This window comes from Afifella aestuarii, from assembly GCF_004023665.1.
GTDB classification, from domain to species: Bacteria; Pseudomonadota; Alphaproteobacteria; order Rhizobiales; family Afifellaceae; genus Afifella; species Afifella aestuarii.
Map to the genome: position 1 here is coordinate 30,174 of NZ_SAUF01000001.1, position 24,842 is coordinate 55,015.

At 63.3% G+C, this 24,842-nt stretch carries 13 protein-coding genes; 3 read left to right on the plus strand and 10 right to left on the minus strand.

What is annotated here, in order from left to right; genetic code table 11:
* Positions 1–28: 28 nt before the first annotated feature.
* From glgX to mutM, 7 genes are all read right to left on the minus strand, one after another.
* On the minus strand, positions 29–2,104 hold the full coding sequence (gene glgX / locus EO094_RS00155; RefSeq protein ID WP_128290349.1) for a glycogen debranching protein GlgX: 2,076 nt from the start codon (positions 2,102–2,104) through the stop codon (positions 29–31).
* 36 nt (positions 2,105–2,140) lie between these two features.
* Positions 2,141–4,360 (minus strand): 1,4-alpha-glucan branching protein GlgB, encoded by a 2,220-nt coding sequence (gene glgB / locus EO094_RS00160; protein ID WP_128290350.1) that lies wholly within the window; start codon positions 4,358–4,360, stop codon positions 2,141–2,143.
* Positions 4,357–7,632, minus strand: a complete 3,276-nt coding sequence (gene treS, locus EO094_RS00165) for a maltose alpha-D-glucosyltransferase (RefSeq protein ID WP_205649845.1) — start codon at positions 7,630–7,632, stop codon at positions 4,357–4,359. The genes glgB and treS overlap by 4 nt, the downstream gene beginning before the upstream one ends.
* A gap of 68 nt (positions 7,633–7,700) precedes the next feature.
* Positions 7,701–9,707, minus strand: a complete 2,007-nt coding sequence (locus EO094_RS00170; RefSeq protein ID WP_128290352.1) for an alpha-1,4-glucan--maltose-1-phosphate maltosyltransferase — start codon at positions 9,705–9,707, stop codon at positions 7,701–7,703.
* 157 nt (positions 9,708–9,864) lie between these two features.
* Positions 9,865–13,602 (minus strand): bifunctional proline dehydrogenase/L-glutamate gamma-semialdehyde dehydrogenase PutA, encoded by a 3,738-nt coding sequence (gene putA, locus EO094_RS00175; protein WP_128290353.1) that lies wholly within the window; start codon positions 13,600–13,602, stop codon positions 9,865–9,867.
* Between the two features lie 214 nt (positions 13,603–13,816).
* Entirely contained in the window at positions 13,817–14,590 is a 774-nt protein-coding gene (locus EO094_RS00180) for an enoyl-CoA hydratase (RefSeq protein WP_128290354.1), read from the minus strand.
* Positions 14,591–14,663: 73 nt separating this feature from the next.
* Positions 14,664–15,554, minus strand: a complete 891-nt coding sequence (gene mutM, locus EO094_RS00185; protein WP_128290355.1) for a bifunctional DNA-formamidopyrimidine glycosylase/DNA-(apurinic or apyrimidinic site) lyase — start codon at positions 15,552–15,554, stop codon at positions 14,664–14,666.
* 120 nt (positions 15,555–15,674) lie between these two features.
* Here mutM and ubiE point away from each other — a divergent pair, with 120 nt between their 5' ends.
* Genes ubiE through coaBC form a run of 3 tightly spaced genes read left to right on the plus strand, consistent with a single transcriptional unit; the run spans position 15,675 to position 19,287 of the window.
* Positions 15,675–16,424, plus strand: a complete 750-nt coding sequence (ubiE, locus tag EO094_RS00190; RefSeq protein WP_128290356.1) for a bifunctional demethylmenaquinone methyltransferase/2-methoxy-6-polyprenyl-1,4-benzoquinol methylase UbiE — start codon at positions 15,675–15,677, stop codon at positions 16,422–16,424.
* Positions 16,425–16,451: 27 nt separating this feature from the next.
* Positions 16,452–18,023, plus strand: coding sequence for a 2-polyprenylphenol 6-hydroxylase (ubiB, locus tag EO094_RS00195; protein ID WP_128290357.1), 1,572 nt, complete (start codon positions 16,452–16,454; stop codon positions 18,021–18,023).
* 40 nt (positions 18,024–18,063) lie between these two features.
* Positions 18,064–19,287, plus strand: a complete 1,224-nt coding sequence (gene coaBC, locus EO094_RS00200) for a bifunctional phosphopantothenoylcysteine decarboxylase/phosphopantothenate--cysteine ligase CoaBC (protein WP_128290358.1) — start codon at positions 18,064–18,066, stop codon at positions 19,285–19,287.
* 47 nt (positions 19,288–19,334) lie between these two features.
* Here coaBC and EO094_RS00205 read toward each other — a convergent pair whose 3' ends face one another.
* The 3 genes from EO094_RS00205 to dctP form a co-directional block, all read right to left on the minus strand.
* The gene (locus tag EO094_RS00205) at positions 19,335–21,806 is read right to left on the minus strand and encodes a glycogen/starch/alpha-glucan phosphorylase (RefSeq protein ID WP_128290359.1); all 2,472 of its coding nucleotides are present in this window, start codon (positions 21,804–21,806) and stop codon (positions 19,335–19,337) included.
* 144 nt (positions 21,807–21,950) lie between these two features.
* Positions 21,951–23,528, minus strand: a complete 1,578-nt coding sequence (locus EO094_RS00210) for a malonate--CoA ligase (protein WP_128291739.1) — start codon at positions 23,526–23,528, stop codon at positions 21,951–21,953.
* A 66-nt stretch (positions 23,529–23,594) separates the two neighbouring features.
* Positions 23,595–24,674, minus strand: a complete 1,080-nt coding sequence (dctP, locus tag EO094_RS00215; protein ID WP_164879495.1) for a TRAP transporter substrate-binding protein DctP — start codon at positions 24,672–24,674, stop codon at positions 23,595–23,597.
* Between the last annotated feature and the right edge of the window lie 168 nt (positions 24,675–24,842).

The following is a 24,842-nucleotide window of genomic DNA, read 5'->3' on the forward strand; positions in this document are numbered from 1 at the left end:
TCGCCGAGGTCAGCCCCGGTCTCTTTGGTCAGCCCTCAAGAAGAATCATCGAGCGCGCAACCATCGTCACCTCCGCGTCAGGTGCAAATTCCGCGCCGCCAACTTCGCCGTGAACCGTTTCAAGCCGCCTCTGCCACATCTCGACGCCCTTGGCCTCCGGCAGCCGGAAGCTCAAATCGTTCGGCGCAGCGTTTATGATAATCAACACGCAGCTCGTGCCTTCGTCGCACAGCATCAGGCCGATGCATTTGCGCAAACCATCCTGCCAATCCTCCGCAGACATGAAGCCGCCCTCGGGCTTCAGCCACTGCACGTTGGGGATGTCGCGGCCGGGAACCTCCTCGCCGTGCAGAAAGCGGGTCTGGCGCAGGAGCGGATGGGCCTTGCGGAAGGCGATCGCGGCCGCGGTGAAATCCCGCAAGGCAAGATCGCGTTCGGGCAGGTCGGCCCATTTCATCCAGCTCGTTTCATTGTCCTGGCAATAGGCGTTGTTGTTGCCGTTCTGCGTACGCCCCTGCTCGTCGCCCATGACGATCATCGGCGTTCCCTGGGACAAAAGAAGCGTCAGAAGGAAGTTGCGCCGCTGCTGATCGCGCAGCTGCAGGACGGCGGGATCATCCGTCGGACCTTCGACGCCGCAATTCCAGCTGCGATTGTCGTCGTGCCCGTCGCGGCTGTCCTCGCCGTTCTCCTCGTTGTGCTTGTCGTTGTAGGAGACGAGGTCGTTCAGCGTGAAACCGTCATGCGCGGTGATGAGGTTGATGCTCGCCCACGGCTTGCGGCCACGATGTTCGAAGAGGTCGGCAAAGCCGAGAAGGCTGCGTGCGAGATCGGGCAGCATGCCGTCGTCGCCCTTCCAGAAGGACCGCACCACATCGCGGTAGGCGCCGTTCCATTCCGTCCAGCCTGGAGGAAAATTGCCGAGCTGATAGCCGCCCGGCCCGATATCCCAGGGCTCTGCGATCAGCTTGGTGCGCGACAGGACCGGATCCTGGCGGATGGCATCGAAGAAGGCCGCATCGTTGTGGAAGGTGTCGCGGTCGCGCCCGAGCGCCGTCGCGAGATCGAAGCGGAAGCCATCGACATGGCATTCCTCGACCCAATAGCGCAGCGAATCCGTGACCATCTGCAGAACACGCGGATGGCGCAGATTGAGCGTGTTGCCGGTGCCGGTCGTGTCGAAATAATAGCGAGGATCGTCGCCCAGAATGTAATAGCTCGAATTGTCGATGCCGCGGAACGACAAGGTCGGGCCGAGCCGGTTACCTTCGGCTGTGTGGTTATAGACCACATCGAGGATCACCTCGATATTCGCCTCGTGCAGCTTGCGCACCATGGTCTTGAATTCATGGATGCTGGCGCCCGGCGAGATGAAGCGGGGTGCCGGGGCGAAGAAGGCCGCAGTGTTATAGCCCCAATAGTTCGACAGGCCTTTGCGCACCAGGAATTCGTCATCGAAGAAGGCCTGAACCGGCATGAGCTCGATGGCGGTGACGCCGAGCTTGACCAGATGGTCGATGACATCCGGATCAGTGAGAGCGCCGAACGTGCCGCGCACCGGTCCCGGGATTTCCGGATGCAGCGCCGTCAAGCCACCGACATGGGCTTCATAGATGATGGTGTCGGACCAGGGTGTCTTCGGCGCCACGTCCGCGCCCCAGGTCACAGCCGGGTCGATGACCACGCATTTCGGCATCGAGCGCGCCGAATCACGCCGATCGAAGGAAAGATCCTCCCGCGACGAGGACACACGATAGCCGAAACAGGCCTCGTGCCAGCGCAACTCGCCGTAGAGCGCCTTGGCATAAGGATCGATCAGAAGCTTGTGCGGATTGAACCGGTGGCCGGCCTTGGGCTCGTAGGGACCGTAGACGCGATAGCCGTAAAGCTGACCCGGACGCAGGTCCGGAAAATAGCCGTGCCAGACCTCATGCGTGTGTTCCGGCAGAGGGATACGTTCGAGCTCGCGTCGTCCTTGCCGGTCAAACAGGCACAGCTCGACCTTTTCGGCATGCGCCGAAAAGAGGGCAAAATTGACGCCAGAGCCGTCCCAGGTCGCCCCCAATGGATGGGGCGTACCGGGCCTCACGCGAAGCCGCGACATGCATTGATCCTTCTAAAAAGAAAGTCGAAATAGGTTTCAGGGCTGGTATCTCAAGACGATCACGCCGAGCGGCGGCAGGGTGAGAGCGGCCGACGCCGGCTGGCCATGCCACCCGACATCCTCGGCGCGCACTTCGCCGTCATTGCCGACATTGGAGCCGCCATAGACACCCGCATCGGTGTTGAGGCATTCCTCCCAACGTCCCTGGAAGGGCAGGCCGACCCGGTAGCCGTGCCGTACGACCGGCGTGAAATTGCAGATGACGGCAACGACATCCTCGCCGCGCTCGCCGCGACGCAGATAGGAAAAGACGCTCTGATCGGCATCGGAGGCGTCGATCCATTGGAAACCGGCAGGCTCGCAATCGCGCTGATGGAGTGCGGGCAGATCGCGATAAAGATGGTTGAGGTCGCGCACGAGCCGCTGCATGCCCGCATGCCCCTCGCCGCCGAGGAGATGCCAGTCGAGCGACTGATCGTGGTTCCACTCTCGCTCCTGAGCGAACTCGCAGCCCATGAAAATCAGCTTCTTGCCGGGATGCGTCCACATGAAGCCGAAATAGGCTCTGAGGTTGGCGAAGCGCTGCCATTCATCGCCCGGCATTTTGCCGAGGAGCGAGCCCTTGCCGTGCACCACTTCATCGTGGCTGATCGGCAGAACGAAGTTCTCCGAGAACGCATAAAGCAGGCCGAACGTCATCTCATGGTGATGGTAACGGCGATGCACCGGGTCGTTGTGGATGTAGGCGAGCGTGTCGTGCATCCAGCCCATGTTCCACTTGTAGCCGAAGCCGAGGCCGCCCGTTTCGACGGGCCGCGACACACCCGGCCAGGCGGTCGATTCCTCGGCAAACGTCGTCGCACCCTCGAAGCCCCCGAAGACATTGGTGTTGGTGTCGCGCAGGAACGAGATGGCTTCGAGATTCTCGCGGCCGCCATGGACATTGGGAACCCAGTCGCCCGGCTCGCGGCTGTAATCGAGGTAGAGCATGGAGGCCACGGCATCGACGCGCAGCCCGTCGATGTGGAACTCATCCATCCAGTAAAGAGCGTTCGCCTCCAGGAAGTTGCGCACCTCCCGCCGACCGAAATTGTAGATGAGTGTGTTCCAGTCGCGATGAAAACCCTGGCGCGGATCGGCATGCTCGTAAAGTGCGGTGCCGTCGAAACGGGCGAGTCCGTGCTCGTCCGTCGGGAAATGCGCCGGCACCCAGTCGATGATGAGGCCGATGCCTTCTGCGTGGCAACGCTCCACGAAGCGGCCGAACGCCTCCGGCGAGCCGAAGCGCGAGGTCGGGGCATAGAGCCCGATCGGCTGATAGCCCCAGGAGCCGGAGAAGGGATGTTCGGAAACAGGCAAAAGCTCGATATGCGTGAAGCCCATATCCTTCACATAGGGGATGAGCTGATCGGCAAGCTCATCGTAATCGAGATAGGTGTTGCCGTCGCCGCGGCGCCACGAGCCGAGATGCACCTCGTAAATCGAGATCGGCTGGGCGCGATCGTTGCGCGCGCGCCGGGTCTGCATCCAGTGCTCGTCGTGCCATTGGCGATCGGGAAGACCTGTGACACGGGACGCTGTCGAGGGGGGCACTTCCTGAGAGAAGGCGAAGGGATCGGATTTCAGCGGCAGGAGCCGCCCTTCGTGCGAGAGGATTTCGTACTTATAGTATTCGCCCGGCCCGATACCCGGAAGGAAGATTTCCCAGACGCCGCTTTCGACGCGCTTGCGCATGACGTGGCGGCGCCCGTCCCATTCGTTGAAGCTGCCGACGACGGACACACGCTGCGCATTCGGAGCCCATACCGCAAAGGTCGTGCCCTGAACGCCGTCGATCGTGGCCGGATGCGCGCCCATCTTCTCGTAGAGGCGGCGATGATTCCCCTCCGAAAAGAGGTGCAGATCAAGCTCGCCGAGGATCGGCGGAAACCGATAGGGGTCGTCGACGGTCCAGGATTGATCGCCGGCATAGAAGCGGATGCGGTAAGGAAGGCTCGGATCCTGTCCCTCGAGCAGGGCCGCAAAGAAGCCCGCCTCGAGGCGCTCCATCGGGGCCAAAACCTCATCGCCTCCCATGCTGAGGATTTCCGCCCTCTCGGCGCCGGGATGAAACGTGCGGATGCTCAGGCCGGCAGAGGCCCGGTGCGGACCGAGAAGCGAAAACGGGTCTCCATGGCGCCCTTCGATCAGCGCAGCGATCGCAGAACGGTCGATCTCCGGAAAGGAGATCAGGATCTCTTTGCGCCAGGTGTTCATAGCTTTGCCTCAGTGGTGATCAGGTTAAGAACGCCGCGCAGCGGAATGTCGATCCAATCAGGGCGATTTGCCGCCTCATAGAGGATCTCATAAAAGCCCTTCTGTAGGAGGAAGAGCCGCAAGAGGCGCTCTGCCGCCGCCTCGTCGTTCGGAAGTGTCGGCACGCCTTCCATCCGGGCGAAGTAGCTCGCACGGAAATCAGCAACAGCCTTGTCGCGCCATTGCTGGGCGCGTTCGCGGATCGCCTCGGGCACTTCCATATGCCGTGCCAGAAACTGGCGTTCGGCTGCGGCTGCGGCATAGTCGAAGGAGCGCAGCATGCCGGCGACGTCCCGCAGGGGCGAGGACTTCGCGCGCCGTTCCGCGAGCGAGCGTTGCGGCTCGCCTTCGAAGTCGATGATGACGATATCGGCCTGGGAAACGAGGACCTGGCCCAGATGATAATCGCCGTGGATGCGCGACTTGCCACCCGACGGGGGGCTTGACGCCAGGTCTTCCAGCTCGGCCTGAAGCGCTCCGCGCCGTTCGGCGAGATCGGCCGCCATCTCGCGCGTTTCGGCAGGCAGCGTCGCCGCCATCGCCTCGAGCCGCTCGATCGCCTGATCGGCGAGGCTTGCGACATCGACGGCCATCGCGCCCACATCTTCCTGCTCCAAGGGCTCTACCTTGAAAGCCGGCAGATCAGTTTCGGCGGCAAGCGCCACATGCATTTCTGCCGTGCGCAGCCCCATATTCATGGGCAGGTCGAGCGGATGCCCGAAGGGAATCGGGGCTGCCGCCGGGGCGGGCTCCGCGGCGGCCACGGCGTTGAGCGCCGTCGCCTCCAGATCGCGGTCGAGCGCATCGACGAGAACGGCCCAGCCGTCGCCCTGATTGCGCACAAAGGAGAAGACCGCGGCAAGCGCCGTCGGCTCACCGTCGTTCGGACGGTATTCGACCGTTCCAAGGAGCTGCGGCGTGTTGTCGAAGCCGGCGACATCGGTGAGGAAACGCGCGACCTCGACCTCGGGCTGATCGCCCTCGCGCAGCCGGCGATAGACCTTCAGGAGCGCGCGGTCGCCGATAATGACGGAGACGTTCGACTGCTCGACGCCAAGCGGCCGGACATCCGTCTCCTCGGCGGCTTCTGCGAGATCGGCCTGACCGGCAAAGACGAGCTCGCCGTCGCTGGCGGCAACCGGCTCCCCGGCCGCCATCGCCCTCAACAGAGCTCTCGCGAAATCCTCGTCAAAGGCCGCATCGACAAGTGCGCCCACGCGCGGACCCCGTCTGATCTTGGCCAGCGTGTAGGAGAGCTTGGGTGCGCCAAAATGCAGGTTCTCTTCGCCCCACAGCGCGGAGAGCGGCAGGAAGTAACGCTGCGTCTCCTCGTTGCGAAGCGTCACGTCGACGGTCGCAATGACGGTGCGCCCCTCCGCCACGCTCGTCAGAGGCGACAGCGAAACCCCGTCGATGGTGCCGCCCTTGCCGGCGAACCAGCGCTGGCGCTGCAGGAACTCAGGCAGCGCCTGGGCTTCGAGCTGGCGGCCGTCGCGGCCGGAGAGCGCGGCGCTCAAATCGGCGCGTGTAGTGACGGTGATGAATTCGGGCATGACGTCGGGTGCGGGCGTGTGCCATTGCGGCACGTCCGTCTCCTCGGTGAGAAGAAACCAGAAGAAACCGTAACCGGGCAGCGTCAGCATGTAGGGCAATTCACCGATCGCCGGAAAAGCGGAATGGCCGGAAAGCTCTACCGGAACCCGGTGACGGAAGCGCGACAGATCGAGCTCGACGGCCTGGGCGGAGCGGGAAAGATTGGCGACGCAGAGAATGTCTTCGTCTTCGTAACTGCGGATATAGGCGAGGATCTTCCGGTTCCCCGGATAGAGGAAGGTCATCTCGCCACGGCCGAAGACCTTGTGCTGCTTGCGCACGGTCACCATGCGCCGCATCCAGTTCAGAAGCGATGACGGGTCGGATTGCTGCGCCTCGACATTGATCGCTTCATAGCCGTGGATCGGGTCCTGCACCGGCGGCAGATAAAGCTGCTGCGGATTGGCGCGCGAAAAACCGCCATTGCGGTCGCCCGACCATTGCATGGGGGTGCGCACGCCGTCGCGATCGCCCAGAAAGTAATTGTCGCCCATGCCGATCTCGTCGCCGTAATAGAGAACGGGCGTGCCCGGCATCGACAACAAGAGCGCATTCATCAACTCGATCTTGCGGCGATCGTTCTGCATGAGCGGCGCCAGACGGCGGCGGATGCCGAGATTGATGCGCGCCTTCTGATCAGACGCATAGGTGCGCCACAGATAGTCGCGCTCCGTATCCGTGACCATTTCGAGCGTCAGCTCGTCGTGGTTGCGCAGGAAAATCGCCCATTGGCAGGGATCCGGAATTTCCGGCGTCTGACGGATGATATCGGTGATCGGATGGCGGTCCTCCTGCGCCAGCGCCATGTACATGCGCGGCATCAAGGGGAAGTGGAACGCCATGTGGCATTCGTCGCCCTCGCCGAAATAGGGACGCGTATCCTCCGGCCATTGATTGGCTTCGGCGAGCAGCATCCGGTCGGAGTAATTCTCGTCGAGATCGCTGCGGATCTGTTTCAGGACGACATGCGTCTCCGGCAGGTTCTCGTTGTTGGTGCCGTCGCGCTCCACGAGATAGGGAATGGCATCGAGCCGGAGCCCGTCGACCCCCATATCGAGCCAGAAGCGCATCACCGACAGCACTTCCTTCATCACCCGCGGATTGTCGAAGTTGAGATCCGGCTGGTGGGAATAGAAGCGATGCCAGAAGAATCCTTCCGCGACGGGATCCCAGGTCCAGTTCGAGGTCTCCGTGTCGAGGAAGATGATCCGCGTGCCCTGGTATTTCTGATCGGTGTCACTCCAGACGTAGTAATTGCGCGCCGCCGATCCGGGCTTTGCGTTGCGCGCCCGCTGGAACCAGGGATGCTGGTCGGAGGTGTGGTTGATGACGAGCTCGGTGATCACCCGAATGCCGCGCTGATGGGCCTCCGACACGAAGCGGCGGAAATCGCGCATCGTGCCGTAAGACGGATTGATCGCGCGGTAGTCCGCGATGTCGTAGCCGTCGTCGCGGAGGGGCGAGGGATAGAACGGCAGGAGCCAGATCGCGGTGACGCCCAAGCTCTCGATGTAATCGAGGCGTTCGAGAAGACCGCCAAAGTCACCCACGCCATCCCCGTTCGAATCGAGGAACGCTTTGACGTGCAGCTGATAGACGATCGCGTCCTTGTACCATTCGGTGTCGGAGCGATCGATCACTCCGTCGATGCGATGATGGGGGCGCTCGGAACGATTGGATTTTTGCATGTTTTCTGTCGGACCTGCGTTCACGTGAGCCGCTCTTGAGGCGAAATCAGGCGCCAGGCCGCATAGGTGCGCTCGGACGGGTTGAGCCAGACATGTTGCATCTTGCCCTGCCAGGTGAAGCGCCGGTCGAGGACCAGATCCTCGGCCATGATCGGCGCATCGTCAGACAGCCCAAACTCCCAAAGCGGCACCTCGAAATGCGCGCCCTGCGCGTTCAAGGGATCGAGATTGACGGCAAACAGCAGGAAGCTCGACAGATCGTCGGTGTATTTGCCGTAGTAGAGAATGTTGTCGTTGTACGCGTTGTAGAACGACAGATTGGTGAATTGCTGCAGAGCCGGATGAGCCCTGCGCCAGGCATTGAGGCGGCGCACGTCGTCCTTGATATGACCAGGCCTGTCCCAATCCCAGGCACGGATCTCGTATTTCTCCGAATCGAGATACTCTTCCTTCCCAGGCATCGCCGCGGCCTCGCAAAGCTCATAGCCTGAGTAGATGCCGTAATTCGTGGCAAGCGTCGCCGCCAGGAAGAGACGCACCTGGAAGCCGGCGCGCCCGCTGTTCTGAAGATAGAACGGGTTGATGTCCGGCGTATTGGTGAAGAAGTTCACCCGCATGTAATGGCGGCATTCCTCGGTGGTGAGCTCCGTCAGGTATTCCGTCAGCTCGGCCTTGTTGTTGCGCCAGGTGAAATAAGAATACGATTGGGTGAACCCGACCTTGGCGAGACGTTTCATCATCTTCGGTCGCGTGAAGGCTTCCGCCAGGAAGATCGTGTCGGGGTGGCGTCGGCGCACTTCGGCGATCATCCACTCCCAGAATGGCAGGGGCTTGGTGTGCGGATTGTCGACACGGAAGATTTTGACGCCATGCTCGACCCAGAACAGCACGGTATCGCGTAATTCGTGCCAGAGCCCCGGGATGGCATCGCGGTAGAAATGGACGTTGACGATGTCCTCGTATTTCTTCGGCGGGTTTTCGGCAAACCTGATGGTGCCGTCGGGACGCCAATCAAACCATTCCGGATGCTCCTTGATCCAGGGATGGTCGGGCGAACACTGGATGGCGAAATCGAGCGCGATCTCCAGCCCGTGCTCCGCCGCCGCCTTCACCAGACGGTGGAAATCCTCAAACGTGCCGAGCTCGGGATGGATGGCCTTGTGACCGCCCTCCTCCGAGCCGATGGCATAGGGACTGCCGGGATCGTCGGCACGCGCCGTCAGCGAATTGTTGCGCCCCTTGCGGTTCGTCTTGCCGATCGGATGGATCGGCGGGAAATAAAGCACATCGAAGCCGAGATCGCGCACGTACGGAAGCTGCGCGATGACATCGTCGAAGGTGCCATGGCGGGCAGGATCCCCCGACTGGGAGCGCGGCATCAACTCGTACCAGCTTGAGAAGGCGGCGCGCTTGCGGTCGACGAAGAGATCGAGGAGCCGCAGGTAATACGAGAGGTTGCTTCGCGGTCCGCCGGCCGTCATCAGGCCAAGAAGATCCTCGCCCATGAGTACGGAAAACTGCTGCGCCGGATCGGCAAGGCGGGCGATATCTTCGGTGACGCGCTGCAGCCTTGCCCGCCTTTCGGGATCGAGCCGGTCGCTTTCAGACAGCGCCTTCTTCAGAATATGCAGCCCCTCCTTGAGTTCGGAGGTCACATCCTGACCGGCATTCTTCTTTTTTGAGACGTCGGAACGCCAGCTGCGAAAGAGATCGCGCCAGGCAATCACGGTATATTCGTAGGTCGTGTTCTCGACGGGTACGAAGGAGGCGCGCCAGCGATCGTTCTCATAGAGGCGCATCGGCGTTTCAGACCACGTCTTGTCACCCTTTCGGCGCGTCAGAAGCGCTGCGTCGATGAGGTCGTGGCCATCGGAAAAGATATCTGCCTCCACGACCACGACTTCCCCGATGGCGGCTTTGGCGGGAAAGCGGCCGCCGTCGATCTCGGGCGTCACCGCCTCGATGGCGATGCGGTTGTCGGCGAGGGCGTGCAGCAGGCGATCGGCGGGTTTGAGAGCCTGTTCCATGATCCTGTCGGCTTGGACGTTTCCAATAGGGCGCCACCGACGGAAGGCCGCCGGCGATACAATTCGAGCTAGGTCAGGCCGGAGCGAGGTCCAGCCTGTTCTCTAGGCTAACGAGGGAGTCGGTGGAGAGTTGCAAGCGTTTTGCCTGCAACTCTCCTCAACTGCCGGCGAGCGTCAGAAGCGTCGCATTTCCGCCCGAAGCGGTGGTGTCGATCGACACGACGCGCTCGGTGGCGAAAGCCGCCACGCCGTCCGCGAGAGACAGAAGCGGCAGCCGCGCGCCCTGGCGTTCGGCAAGGGCGATGCGCAACGTTCTCGCCTGCGTCCCGCCGCCCTCATACGCGACGAGGCCGAGCCCTTGAAGGCCAGCAGCAAGCGCCACGGCCTCGCCCTCCACCACGACGACGAGACCCGCCGGGGCGCCGACACGTTCCAGAGCCGTCTTGAAGGCCACCACGGCGGCATCGACGATGCCGGCCGGCACGACGGCGCGATTGCCAGCGGCCAGGGCCGTCACGACCTGCGCCAGAAGCGCGCCCGGCCGTGCTCCATCCTCATCTGCCGGGTTTTCATCGCGCTGGGGGGCGCCCAGACAAAGCGCCAGCCCACGGCCATGCAGCGACAGGCGATTGGCCTCACCCGTCGGGCCCGGCAACGCCACGACGCCGGCAATCTCGGGCCGCGCCGCCTCAATCACCTCATGCGCAACGTGTCGGGCAGGTTCCGGCAATTCACCGGCGGCGCTCGCCAGGACCATGATCCGGGCGGAGTTGGCCTCCCATTCGCTCATATCCGGCAGGGTCGCGAGATCGGCGGGGGCCAGGGTGGCGACCTGCGGCCGCTCATCGTCGCCCTGAAGCGGAGCGGCGGTCACCTCGACCGGCTGTGTGAAGCGGGCAAGATAATGCGGGCCACCGGCCTTCGGACCGGTACCGGATAGCCCTTCGCCACCGAAGGGCTGCACGCCGACGACCGCACCGATCTGATTGCGGTTCACATAGATGTTGCCGACATGGGCATGGTCGCAAATGCGCTCCACACGCTGGTCGATACGCGAATGGATGCCGAGCGTCAGACCGTAGCCCGACGCGTTGATGGCCGCCACGACCGCGTCGATCTCCTTCGCCTTGAAGGTGATGACGTGCAGGACCGGCCCGAAGATCTCGCGCTCGAGCTCGTCGAAACGATCGAGGCGAAGCGCAACGGGCGCAACGAAATTGCCCTCACCCGGCATTTTCTCGTGGGTGAAGAGGAGCCGGCCTTCGCTTGTGAGCTTTGCCACATGGGTTTCGATCGTCTGCCGGGCTTCTTCATCGATCACAGGGCCGACATCGGTCGCGGGATCCCACGGATCGCCAATGACGAGCTCTTCGGTCGCCCCCTTCAGCATCTTCAAGAGCGTCGGCGCGACGTCCTCCTGCACGAAGAGAGCGCGAAGCGCCGAACAGCGCTGTCCGGCCGATTGGAAGGCCGATTGCACGATATCGCGGACCGCATGCTCCGGGAGCGCAGTCGAATCGACGATCATCGCATTGAGGCCGCCGGTCTCCGCGACGAGCGGTGCCCGCACGGGACCCGCTTTCGCCAAAGCCCGGTCGATCAAGATCGCCGTATCCGTCGAGCCGGTGAAGCAGACGCCCCCGACCCTCGGATCGGAGGTGAGCGCGGCTCCCACCACGGCGCCCTCTCCCGGCACGAGATTGAGCACGCCTTTCGGCACGCCCGCCTCGTGCAGAAGCGCCACGGCCTTTGCCGCCGTCAGAGGCGATTGCTCGGCGGGTTTCGCGACGACGGCGTTGCCGGCCACAAGCGCGGCCGAAAGCTGACCGGTGAAAATCGCCAGAGGGAAATTCCACGGCGAGATGCAGACGAAAACCCCGCGGCCGTGCCGCTTTGCATCGCCTTCGGAGAAGAGCCGGCGCGCCTCATTTGCGTAATAGCGCAGGAAATCTGCGGCTTCGCGCACTTCCAACACACCGTCGAGGCGCGTCTTACCGGCTTCGCGGGTGGCAAGGGCGATGAGTTCGGCCGCGTTCTCCTCATAAAGCGTCGCGGCGCGCTCCAAAATCTCGGCGCGCGCATTCGCCCCGATCCCCTGCCAGGCCGCGACCGCATCGGCAGCGACGCCAAGGGCGTGTCTGGCCGTTTCCGCATCCGCATCAACGACGATGCCGACCTTTTCGGCCGGGTGCGCCGGGTTGAAGACATCTCGCGCGCTGCCGCCGCTTTCCTCGCCACCGATCACGGGAGCTGCACGCCATTCCGCCGCCTCGAAAGGCCTCATGGCTTCGGACAGCGCCTCCAGATCGAGCGGATTGTTGAGATTCCAGCCTTTGGAGTTCCTGCGCTCCGGCTCATAGATGTCGGGCGGCAGCGGGATCAGCGGATGGGCGACCGGCTTTGCCTGCTCGACCAGCGAGATCGGGTCTTCGACCAGCTTTTCCGCCGGCACGTCCTCATCGAGAAGCTGATGGACGAAGGAGGAATTGGCGCCGTTTTCGAGCAACCGGCGGACGAGATAGGCAAGCAGATCCTTGTGGATGCCAACGGGCGCATAGATGCGGCAGGGACGGCCCGTCTCTTTCCTCAGGCGTTCGTGCAGCGCCTCGCCCATGCCGTGCAGACGCTGGAATTCAAAGCGCGCGTCGGGCGGCGCGATTTCCAGAATGGCGCAGGCGGTATGGGCATTGTGCGTGGCGAACTGGGGGAAAATACGGTCACAGTGCGCGAGCAGGAAGCTCGCGCCGGCGAGATAGGAGACATCGGTCGATGGCTTGCGGGTGAAAACCGGATAGGCGGCAAGACCGAGGATCTGCGCCTGTTTGATCTCGTAATCCCAATAGGCCCCTTTGACGAGGCGCACGGCAAAGCGACGGTCGAGACGTTCCGCCAGATCCACGATCCAATGAAGGACCGGCAGAGAGGCTTTCGAGAACGCCTGGACGACGAAACCAAAGCCATCCCAATCGGCGAATTCGGCCTCAGACAGCGCCCGTTCCATCACCTGTAGCGAGAGATCGAGACGGTCGGCCTCTTCCGCATCGACGGTGAGACCGATGCCGGCGGCCTTCGCCTGGCGCATCAGCTGGACGAGCGTCGGTACCAGCTCGGCCAGAACCCGCTCCTTCTGCACCGTCTCATAGCGCGGATGGAGCGCCGAGAGTTTCACCGAGATCGACGGATTGTCCGTGACACGCTCGGCCTTGGCGGCCTTGCCGATGGCGCTGATCGCGTTCGAATAGGAGCGAAAATAGGCCTCGGCGTCTTCGCGCGTTCGCGCCGCCTCGCCCAGCATATCGTAGGAATAGCGATAGCCTTTGGCGCGCATCGGCTCGGCGCGGCGCAGGGCCTCCTCGATGTTGCGCCCAAGCACGAATTGCGCGCCCAACACCTTCATCGACTGTGCAACGGCGGCGCGCACGACGGGCTCGCCGACGCGCTGCACCATGCGACGCATCGTATGGATGAGATGCGCCTCGGTCTGCTCGTCCTGCCCTTCCGATCCGTAAAGGCGGCCGGTCAGCATCAGGCCCCAGGACGAGGCATTCAACAAAAGCGATTCACTTTGCCCGCGATGGCTGCCCCAATCGGCACCGCCGATCTTGTCGCGGATGAGCGCATCGAGCGTATGCGCATCCGGCACACGGAGATAAGCCTCGGCGAGGCACATCAGCGCCACGCCTTCGTCGGTGGAGAGACCATATTCGGAGAGAAAGCGCTCCATCAGATGCGGCGCCGGATCGGCCCGCAGGGCCGACACCATCCCCGCAGCCTTGGCGCCGGCGCGCTTGCGTGCCGCTTCGTCGAGATTTATCGCGGCGAGACGGCTTCTGACCACCGCCTCCTCGTCTTCATAGGGCGCGCGACGGATGGCAATACGAGAATCAGTGGCCATGGAGGCTCCGGAAGGCAGAATGGGTAAGGGTCGGTGACCTTCCGCAATGCTGCCCGCAAATAGGACTTCTTTTCAACTCACCGAAATACCAAGTCGGGCATGATCACCCGCGAAATCGCGGCAGCCGAGACTTCACTGACGAGAAGAGGCCGCCTGAGAGATTCCTGCCCTGTCCCGGCGCGCATAACGGCGCCAGGACGGTCCGGCGGGATGCTCAGCGGTTGTTGAATTGCGGCGAGCGCTTTTCTGTGAAGGCGAGCATGCCCTCTTTCTGGTCTTCGGTCGCAAAAAGGGCCTGAAAGATCCGACGTTCGAAACGAATGCCTTCCGCCATCGTCGTCTCATAGGCGCGATTGACGCTTTCCTTCGCCATCATGACGGCGGGAAGAGAGAAGGACGCAATCTTCTGAGCGGCCTTCACCGCTTCTTCCAAAACGTCCCCGACGGGCACGACACGGGAGACGAGGCCGGCGCGCTCCGCTTCGTCAGCCTCCATGAGACGCCCGGTCAGGCACATATCCATTGCTTTCGCCTTGCCGACGAAGCGGGTGAGGCGCTGGGTTCCGCCGGAGCCCGGAATGACACCGAGGCTGATTTCGGGCTGACCGAACTTCGCCGTTTCCGCCGCGATGATGAAATCGCACATCATCGCGAGCTCGCAGCCACCGCCGAGCGCATAGCCGGCCACGGCCGCGACCAACGGCTTTCGTCGCTGGCCGACCTTGTCCCATTCGGAGATGAAATCGTCACGATAGGCGGTGACGAAATCGAGCTCCCTCATTTCATTTATGTCGGCACCCGCGGCGAAGGCTTTCTCCGAGCCGGTGATGACGATCGCACCGATCTTGTCGTCGGCCTCGAATTCGTCGAGTGCTGAATTGAGTTCAGCGACGAGACCGGCCGACAAAGCATTGAGCGCATTCGGGCGGTTCAAGGTGATGAGCCCGGCGCGTCCGCGCCGCTCCACCAGGATATAATCGTAGGCCATGCCCCCTCCTGACTGACGTTCCCTGGCGATAGCCGTAAAGCGGTTGCACAAAACCGGCAAGGCAACCTTGGCCTTACCTCTGACAGACAGGACAATAGAACGTCGACCGGCCCGACTGCACGATACGGGAAACCACACCCGAACAGGTCGGCCGCGGGCACGGGAAATCTTCCCGGTCATAGACGGCAAAGCTCTCCTGGAAGCGGCCGACGGAGCCGTCGGCCTGGACGTAATCGCGCAAAGAGGAGCCGCCCGCGGCGACCGCATCGGCGATGACGGCGCGCACCGCCTCCACCAGCCGTGTCAGACGCGAGCTCGGCTCCCCATCACGGCGGACCAAGGTTCCGGTCGCGCGCCGGGGTGAAAGCCGCGCACGCCAAAGCGCTTCGCAGACATAGATGTTGCCGAGCCCGGCGATGACGCGCTGATCCATCAACACCGCTTTCAAGGGCGCCTTGCGGCCGGCGAATTTCGTCGCGAGCAGCGCGGCGGAGAGAGCGTTGCCGGTCGGTTCCAGGCCGAGATGGGCGAAAAGCGGATGCTCCTCAAGATGGCCCGCTTCGCCGAGGGCCATGAAGCCGAAGCGGCGGGCGTCGTTGAAGACGAGGTCGAGACCTCCATCCAAATGGAACACGACGTGATCATGGATGGTCTTCTTTTTGTTGTCGAAATAGCGCCCTTCGGCCGGCGTCAGATTGAGGGATCCCTCAAAACGGAAGGACCCGGTCATGCCGAGATGCATGATGAGAATCGGGCCACCGGCCTCGATGTCGGTTTCCACCAGGAGATATTTCGCGCGGCGGCCGACATGGTCGATGCGGCGGCCTTCGAGAGCGGCGGCGAAGCCCGGCGGGAGAGGAAACCGCAGATCCGGACGCCGCAACTCGACTTTCTCGATCGAGCGACCCTCCAGGACCGGCGCCAGTCCGCGCCTGATCGTTTCCACCTCCGGCAATTCCGGCATCGCCACTTATCCTTCATCTTTCCGCGTCACGCCGCATGGCGTGTCGCCAACGCTTTCGTTATGGTCCGCGACAACCGCGCCGCAACACCGGCGCCTCCGGATTTGTCCAGAGGATCAGCTATGAGTGAAAAGACCCAGTTCGGCTACCAAGAGGTGCCGATGGAGGAAAAGCAGGGGCGTGTCGACGACGTCTTCCATTCGGTCGCCCGGCGCTATGACATCATGAACGACCTGATGTCGGGCGGTCTGCATCGGCTTTGGAAGAACGCCATGGTCTCCTGGCTCGCGCCGCCCCATTCGGGACGGCCCTACCGGGTGCTCGACATGGCGGGCGGCACCGGCGACATCGCCTTTCGCATCTCCGACCGCTCCCGCGGTCACGCCGAGATCACGGTTGCCGACATCAACGGCTCGATGCTGGAAGTCTGCCGCGAGCGGGCCGAGAAGCACGGCTACACCAACCTTTCTTATGCGGAAGCGAACGCCGAGGAACTGCCCTTCGAGGACAAGAGCTTCGACGCCTATACGATCGCCTTCGGCATCCGCAACGTGCCGCGCCTCGACAAGGCGCTGTCGGAGGCCTACCGCGTCCTGAAACCGGGCGGGCGCTTTCTCTGTCTGGAGTTCACGCCGGTTTCCACGCCGGTGATCGCTCAACTCTACGAGGCCTATTCCTTCCGCGTCATTCCGATGATCGGGCAGGTCGTCACCGGCGACCGCGAATCCTACCAATATCTGGTGGAATCGATCCGCGTCTTCCCGAACAAGGAGCGCTTCGCCGGCATGATCTCCGACGCCGGCTTTGAGCGCGTCAGCTATCGTGACTATACAACCGGCGTCGTCGCCCTGCATTCGGGCTGGAAGCTCTAACGCGATAAAGTTCTAAGGTCGCACAGCGTGCTCAATCTCATCCGCCTCACACAGGCGGGCTTTCATATCGTCCGCGCCGGCGCGCTCGGCTTCGTCGATGTCGACGAGGTGCCGCCGGTCGCGGCCCGTTTTGTACGTTTCGCGCGGCTTTTCGAGCCACGCGGGCTCTCGGATACCGAACGCGGCCGGCGCCTTTCGGCCCGGCTTCACCGGCTCGGTCCCTCTTATGTGAAGCTTGGACAGTTCCTGGCGACGCGGCCGGATATCGTCGGCAACGATGCCGCCGAAGCCCTGTCGGGCCTCAAGGATGAGATGCCTCCCTTCCCGACGGAAGAGGCAAAGGCGATCATCGAGATCAATCTCGGCCGCAAAGTGGAGGCGATTTTCACCTCCTTCTCAGAGCCCGTGGCGGCCGCCTCCATCGCCCAGGTCCACCACGCCACACGCTTCGTCGACGGCGAAGAGCGGGAGGTCGCCGTCAAGGTGCTGCGCCCGCATGTGCGGGGCGGCTTCCAGCGCGATCTGGAGACGTTTTATGCGGGGGCACGCTTCCTGGAGCGACTGTCGGCGGAAGGCAAACGGCTGAAGCCGGTCGCCGTCGTGCAATCGCTCGAGCGCACCGTGCTTCTGGAAATGGATCTCAGGCTCGAGGCTGCGGCCTATTCGGAGCTGTCGGAAAACATCATCGGGGAAACGGAATTCCGCGTACCGGCCGTCGATTGGGCCCATACCGGCCGCGACGTCCTGACGATGGAATGGATCGACGGCATCAAGCTCCGGAATACGGCGGGCATCATCGAGGCTGGAATCGATCGCCAGAACCTCGCCCGCATCGTCGTTCAGTCGTTCCTGCGCCATGCCCTGCGCGACGGGTTCTTTCACGCCGACATGCACGAGGGCAATCTCTTCGTGGACCGGGAAGGACGTCTCGTCGCCGTCGATCTCGGAATTATGGGGCGCATCGGGCCAAAGGAGCGGCGCTTCCTCGCCGAGGTCCTCTACGGCTTCATCAAGCGCGATTATCTCAAGATCGCGAAGCTGCATATCGAGATCGGCTATGTGCCGCCGATCCATTCGGCGGAAGATTTTGCGCAGGCGCTCAGAGCGATCGGCGAACCGATCCACGGCCAGCGCGCGAGTGAAATCTCTATGGCGCGGCTTCTCGGTCTCCTCTTCGAGGTGACGGCGCTCTTCAACATGCAGACGCGGCCGGAGCTGATCCTCCTGCAGAAGACCATGGTCGTGGTGGAAGGCGTCGCCCGGCGTCTCGATCCGGATTTCGACATGTGGGCAGCGGCCGATCCCGTCGTCACGGAATGGATCTCTCGCCATCTCGGGCCCGTCGGGCGTCTTGAGGAAGCGGCGGATTCCTTGCGCGAGATCGGCAAGTTCGTCGAGCATCTGCCGGACACGCTGACACGCGTGGAATCGGCCGTCGACCGTCTCGCGGCGTTCTCCGCCGGCGGCATCAAGCTCGACGATCAGACGGTGGACCGGCTCGCCGACGCCGGTACGCACGAGCTTTTCTGGACGCGTTGGGCGGTTCGGCTCGGCGGGCTCGCGCTCGTCGTCATGGCCGTCGCCTCTCTGTGGCGCTAAGACGGCCTGGGCGAGCGGCCTTTTCGACGGAGCGGCAGGCATGACGAAGCTCAAAGACAAGCGCATCCTGCTCGTCATCGGCGGCGGGATTGCCGCGTATAAATGCCTGGAGCTCATCCGCCTCTTGAAGAAGGCGGGGGCCTCGGTCAGCACCGTGATGACCAAGGCAGCGCAGGAATTCGTCACGCCGCTCGCCGTCGGCGCCTTGAGCCATGAACCGGTCTTCAGCGAACTCTTCGACCGCCAGGCGGAGGAAGATATCGGGCATATCCGCCTGTCGCGGCAGGCGGATCTCATCGTCGTGGCGCCGGCGACAGCCGACCGGCTGGCGCGGCTTGCCACGGGCCTTGCCGACGATCTCGCAGGCGCGGTGCTACTTGCAAGCGACAAGCCCGTGCTTCTCGCCCCTGCCATGAATCCGAGGATGTGGGCGCATCCGGCCACACGGCGCAACGTCGCGCAGCTTCACAGTGACGGATACGGCTTCATCGGCCCGGAAGCCGGGGAAATGGCGGAAAAAGACGAGAGCGGCGAAGGCCGGATGAGCGAGCCGCAGGCGATCTTTTCGGAGATCGAACGGCGCCTCTGCGGAGCGCCGGAAGGCATGGGGGCATTGTCCGGTCGGCGCGTTCTCGTCACCTCAGGCCCGACGCATGAACCCATCGATCCGGTGCGCTATCTCGCCAACAGATCTTCCGGGCGGCAGGGGCACGCCATCGCTGCCGCCTTCGCCAAAGCGGGTGCCCATGTGACGCTCGTTTCCGGGCCCGTCGCAATCCCGGCACCTGCGGGCGTGGACCTCGTGGCCGTGGAAACCGCCCGGGAGATGCTTGCGGCGGTCGAAGCCGCACTTCCCGTCGACATCGCAGTTCTTGCCGCGGCCGTCGCTGACTGGCGCACGGCGGAAGAAGCGAACCGCAAGCTGAAGAAGACGCAATCGGGCGCTCCGGCCCTCACCCTGGTGGAAAACCCGGATATCCTGGCCACGCTCTCCCGGCACGAGAGGCGTCCGCGCCTCGTCGTCGGCTTCGCTGCGGAGACCAACGACGTCGTTGCCCATGCCCGCGGCAAACTTCAGCGCAAGGGCTGCGACTTCATTCTCGCCAACGATGTTTCGCCCGCCACCGGCATCATGGGCGGCACGGAAAACGCCGTGCAGCTCATCGGGCCCGCGAGCCACGAAGAATGGCCGCGGATGAGCAAGGAGGCCGTGGCGGAGCGGCTCGTTGCACGGCTCGGCGCGGAGCTTTCCACCAGGATGTGATGCGCCTCGGCCGCGCCGATCGCGGCCGGGCTTTCACATCTCGTCGGCTACTTGCCGCCCTTATTGATCTCGTCCGCCGAAGGCGTCTCGACGTTCCAGATCTCGCGGGCGTAGTCGCGAATGGCACGGTCTGCGGAGAACCAGCCGACCCGCGCCGTGTTCAGGATCGTACGCCGCGTCCAGTCTTCCGTGTCCATGAACGCCCGATCGACCTTGCGCTGCTCCTCGAGATAGGCGGCGAAATCCGCCGTGACGAAGAAATAATCGTCATAGGAGAGCCGATCGACAATGGCCCGGAAGCGGTTCGGATCTTCCGGCGAGAAAACGCCTGAGCCGATCGCATCGAGAACCGTCTTGAGGGTCTCGTTGCCTTCGATGACGGCGCGCGAATCGTATCCGGAGATGCGATAATTGGCGACGTCCTCCGCCGTCAGGCCGAAGATATGGATGTTTTCGCGCCCGACCCGATCGCAGATCTCGACATTCGCGCCGTCGAGCGTGCCGATGGTCAAGGCCCCATTGAGAGCCAGCTTCATGTTGCCGGTGCCGGAGGCCTCCATACCTGCCGTCGAGATCTGCTCGGAGAGGTCGGCGGCGGGGATGATGCGCTCGGCGGTCGAGACGTTGTAGTTCGGCAGGAAGACGATCTTCAGGCGGTCGCCGACGACGGGGTCGCTGTTGACGGCCCGTGCGACGTCGTTGATCAGCTTGATGATCAGCTTCGCCATCTCGTAGCCGGGCGCGGCCTTGCCGCCGAAGATCTTGACGCGCGGCGTCCAATCGGCCGCCGGATCGTTGCGGATGGCAAAATACTGCGCCACCGCCTCCATGATGTTGAGAAGCTGGCGCTTGTATTCGTGCATGCGCTTGATCTGCACGTCGAACATGGCATCCGGCGAGACATGGATGCCGACGCGGCTCTGGATCTCCGCCACCAGACGGCATTTGTTCTCGTGCTTGGCGGCTCTGAAGCGCTCGCGGAAGGCGGCGTCCTCCGCATAGGGCGCCACCGCTTCGATGGCCTCCAGATCGCCGATCCAGTCCTCGCCGATGGTCTCGATCAGGAGATCGCTCAACGGCTTGTTGCAGGAATGCAGCCAGCGGCGCGGCGTGACACCGTTGGTAACACCGAGGATACGGCTCGGATAAAGCGAATCGAGATCGTGGAAGACCGTCTGCTTCATCAGATCCGCATGCAGAGCCGAAACCCCGTTGACGCGGTGGCTGCCGACGAAAGCGAGATGCCCCATCCGCACGCCGTGGCCGTTGCTGTGGTCGACGATGCGCACGCGTTCCAGATCGAGCGTGCGCTTGGCAGCGGCCGCTGTTCGCAGATGCTGCTCGTCGATCCAGCGAATGATGTCGAGGTGGCGCGGCAGGACGGAGCCGAAAAGCTGCAGCGACCAGCGCTCCAGAGCTTCCGGCATCAAGGTGTGGTTGGTGTAGGAGAGCGTGTTGCGGGTGATCTGGAAGGCAACGTCCATCGACAGGCCGTGCGCATCGACGAGAAGGCGCATGAGCTCGGCAACCGCGATCGCGGGATGCGTGTCGTTGAGCTGGATCGCCACCTTCTCCGGAAGCTTCGTGATGTCGTCATGCGAGGACAGGTAGCGACGCAGAAGGTCCTGCAGCGATGCGGAGGTGAAGAAGAATTCCTGGCGCAGGCGGAGGTTTTTGCCCTCCTCGGTGGTGTCGTCCGGGTAAAGGATGCGCGAGACCGTCTCCGCGCGCACCGCCGCCTCCATCGCGGAGAGATATTCGCCGCGGTTGAAGCGATCGAGATCGACGCGCTTGGCGGGCTTGCCGGCCCAAAGCCTGAGCGTGTTGACGTGGCGCCCGCGCCAGCCGGCGATCGGCGTGTCGTAGGCGGCGGCGAGCATGACCTCGGCCGGCTGCCAGATCGGCTTGCCCTCCTGGGTAGTGATCACGTCACCGCCGAAGGGAATGTTGTAGACGACCTCGGGGCGCTCGAATTCCCAATTGTGGCCGGTGACCAGCCAGTCCTCCGGCTCTTCCGCCTGCCAGCCGTCACGAACCGACTGACGGAAGAGACCGTTCTCATAGCGGATGCCATAGCCATGGGCCGGGATGCCCAGGGTCGACATGGAATCGAGGAAACAGGCGGCGAGGCGCCCAAGGCCGCCATTGCCCAAGGCTGCGTCGGGTTCTGAGCGCAGGATCTCGTCGTAATCGGCGCCAAGCTCCGTCAGCGCTTCGCGCACCGGCGCCTCGAGCCCGAGATTGATGATCGTGTCTTTGAGCAGACGGCCGATCAGAAATTCCATCGACAGATAATAGACCCGCTTCTGGTCCTGCTCGTAGGCACGGCGGGTTGAGGCCATCCAGTGATCAACCAGCTGATCGCGTACCGCCAGAATGAGCGCTGCGCTCCAATCCTGCCGGACCGAATGCTCCGGATCCTTGCCGACTGCATATTTCAGCTTCTCGATGATGAGCCTTTTCACATCTTCCGCATCCTCGATGCGGCGCGAAAGAGTGACGGCTGTCGCTGCATTCATGATCGCGCTCCTCGCGATTGTCGCCCGGCGCGTCTGCGCTTCGAGGCAAGTTGTCACCCACACAACGGGCCGTGACAGCTGACCGGCCGGGCGGGTTCAATGACGTTTGTGTTCGTGGCGTTGCAATCTTCGGGCAAAACCACCCTATGATTGCTTGCCTACAGGAATTGGCCGGTCCTTGCCTGCCTCAATTTCCTGCAGCACGTGACTGAATTGCGCGCGCAACTTGCTCTTTTCGACCTTCCCCATGGCGTTTCGGGGCAGGTCTTCCACGAAAATAAGGGTCTTCGGTTGCTTAAAGCTTGCGAGTTTCTGGACAAGAGCGGCGCTCAGCTTTTCCGCTTCGGGCGCTTTCCCCGGCGCGGGAACGACGAGCGCGATCACCGCCTCCCCGAAATCGGGATGCGGAACCCCGATGACTGCTGACTCCAAAACGCCGGCGCAGGCATCGAGGACAATTTCGATCTCCTTCGGATAGATGTTCAGACCGCCGGAAATGATCAGGTCCTTGGCCCGCCCGACGATGTGAACATAGCCGGCTTCGTCGATCAGGCCGAGATCTCCGGTGCGAAACCACCCATCATGGAATTCCTCCGCCGTCTTCTCCGGCATGCGCCAATAGCCTTTGAAGACGTTCGGTCCTTTCACCTCGATGACGCCGATCTCGCTCATCTTCTTCGGCGAACCCGTTTCCGGATCGGCGATGCGAAGATCGACGCCTGGCAAGGGCAGGCCGACCGTTCCAGGTCGGCGGTCGCCCTCATATGGGTTCGACGTGTTCATGCTCGTTTCCGTCATACCGTAGCGTTCCAAGACGGCATGGCCGGTCCGTTCGAGAAAGGCAGCATGGGTTGCAGGCAGGAGGGGTGCGGAACCGGAAATGAAAAGTCGTACTTCCTGCACCAGCTTGTGCACAAGGCGCGGATCGTCAAGAAGACGGGTGTAAAAAGTCGGCACCCCCATCATCACCGTGGCTTGCGGCAGGGCCTCGATCACCAGGTCGAGATCGAAGCGGGGCAGGAAAATCATCGACGCCCCGGCGGCAAGAACGACATTGCACGCCGTGAAAAGACCGTGAGTGTGGAAGACCGGCAGCGCGTGGAGAAGGACGTCATCTTCCGAAAACTGCCAAAGGTCCGTCAAGGTGAGGGCGTTGGAGACGAGGTTGTCGTGGCTCAGCATCGCGCCCTTGGAACGGCCGGTCGTGCCGGAGGTGTAGAGGATCGCAGCGAGGTCGTCGTCGGCCCGCGCCACCGTCTTGAATTGATCGCCGGCCGAAACACCGAGGCGATCGAGACTGCCTGAGGCTTTTTCGCGCTTCTTGCGCACACCGAGCGTCTCAAGCCGTGCCCCGGCTTCTTCCGCGACCGGTGAGAGGATCTCCGCTTTAGCGGGATCGCAGACGAAGAGTGCCGGCTCGGCATCTTTCAGAAAATACGCGACCTCGGCCGGCGTATAGGCGGTGTTGAGGGGCAGGAAGACGGCCCCGGCGCGAACGGTCCCGAGATAGAGAAGCACCGCCTCAATGCTCTTTTCGACCTGCACGGCGACTCGGTCGCCGGGCTTTACGCCAAGTTTGACGAGCGCATTGGCAAAGCGGGCGGAGCCGTTCTCCACGTCGGCATAGGTCAGCCTTCGCCCGTCCGTCAGGCGCGCAAAGGGCGCGGCTTTGGTCGCGGCGGGAAAAAGGGCGGCGAGACGGGTATAGAGATTGCGATCCATGACCGCCATTCAGGCAGCTCACACGTTTTTGAACAAGAGGTGGCGCGGCCGCAGGCACAAAGACCTTCAATCGCCCGTGATCGCCTCAGCAAGAAGACGCTTGCCGTCCTTCACGTCGCGCGCGAAATCGCGCCAGCTCGATTCCACTGCGACGGCCAACCATTGGTCGAGCGCGGAGCGCGGCATCTCTTCCACCTCAGCGCCCGCCTTCCGATACATCTGCACCAGTCGATCGTCCTGGGCGCGGGATTCCCGCGCAGCCCAGGCCGTGACTTTTTCGCCCGCCGCTTTGAGGGCAGTGCGTTCGTCCTCACTCAAGGCTTCCCAGCTCGGGCGCGCGATGACGATCGGCTCGTAGCTGAACCAGAGAGCGTCGCTGCCGGGCGCCGTCAGACATTTGGCGGCACGCGCCAGTTCGGGGTCGGCAAGGACGGAGGACGAGGCAAGCGCGCCATCGATGACCCCGCCCGCAAGGGCTGCAGCGAGACGCGCACGCGGCGCCCGCGCCACCGACGCTCCGGATTTCGTCAGGACGGTACGCAGAGGCTCGCCCTCGGCATGCAGGGTCTTGCCGCTCGTCGATGGCGGCCCTTCAAGACAGGCCCCGGAAGAGACGAAACCGCCGGCAAGCCAGGCATCGGCGAGAACGATCATGCCGGCATTGTCGAGATGGGTCTTGAGGTCGGCCATGAAGGCCGACCGGGCAAGGGCGTCCGCATCGGCATGCCGGCGCGCCAGACCGGGCATCGACGCCGCCCCGAAAATTGGATCAGAAGAGGTGGCCGCAGCGAGCGGCAGAGCCGCAACATCGACGCGGCCGGTTGCGAGCCGGTCCCAGAGAGCCTCGGGCTCGAAGGCCTCCGGCTTTCCGTCCCCTGCCTCGCCCCTCGCCAGGCGCCTCAAGACGAGGTCGGCCTTCTCTTCGCCGAGCGCATGTTCGAGTTCGTCGATCATCGCCCCGGAAAAGCTCTCCGCCCCGCCCGCCGTCACCTGCCCGGTGCGGAGCATGGCTGCCGCGGCCGGGAATTCGGAGGCGAGGAGGCCGGCGAGGCTCAAGACCGCGACGAGAGCGTGGTGAACAGGTCGGGTGCGGACAGATGCGGCACGGACGGAGGAAATGACAGCACGGGCTCTTTGAAAAGGCATCGAGGCTCCAGGCAGGCTTCCGTCGACCGCCTTGCACCTTTTGGGGCTCTGGCGCTGAAATCGGCCGGCGATGGTTACGAAAACGCACCGTCCGCGGCGAATTGGACGATTGAAGGGCGGGAGGGGGAAAGCCCGGCTTGATTTCGCGCGGCTTAGGCCGTCATCTCG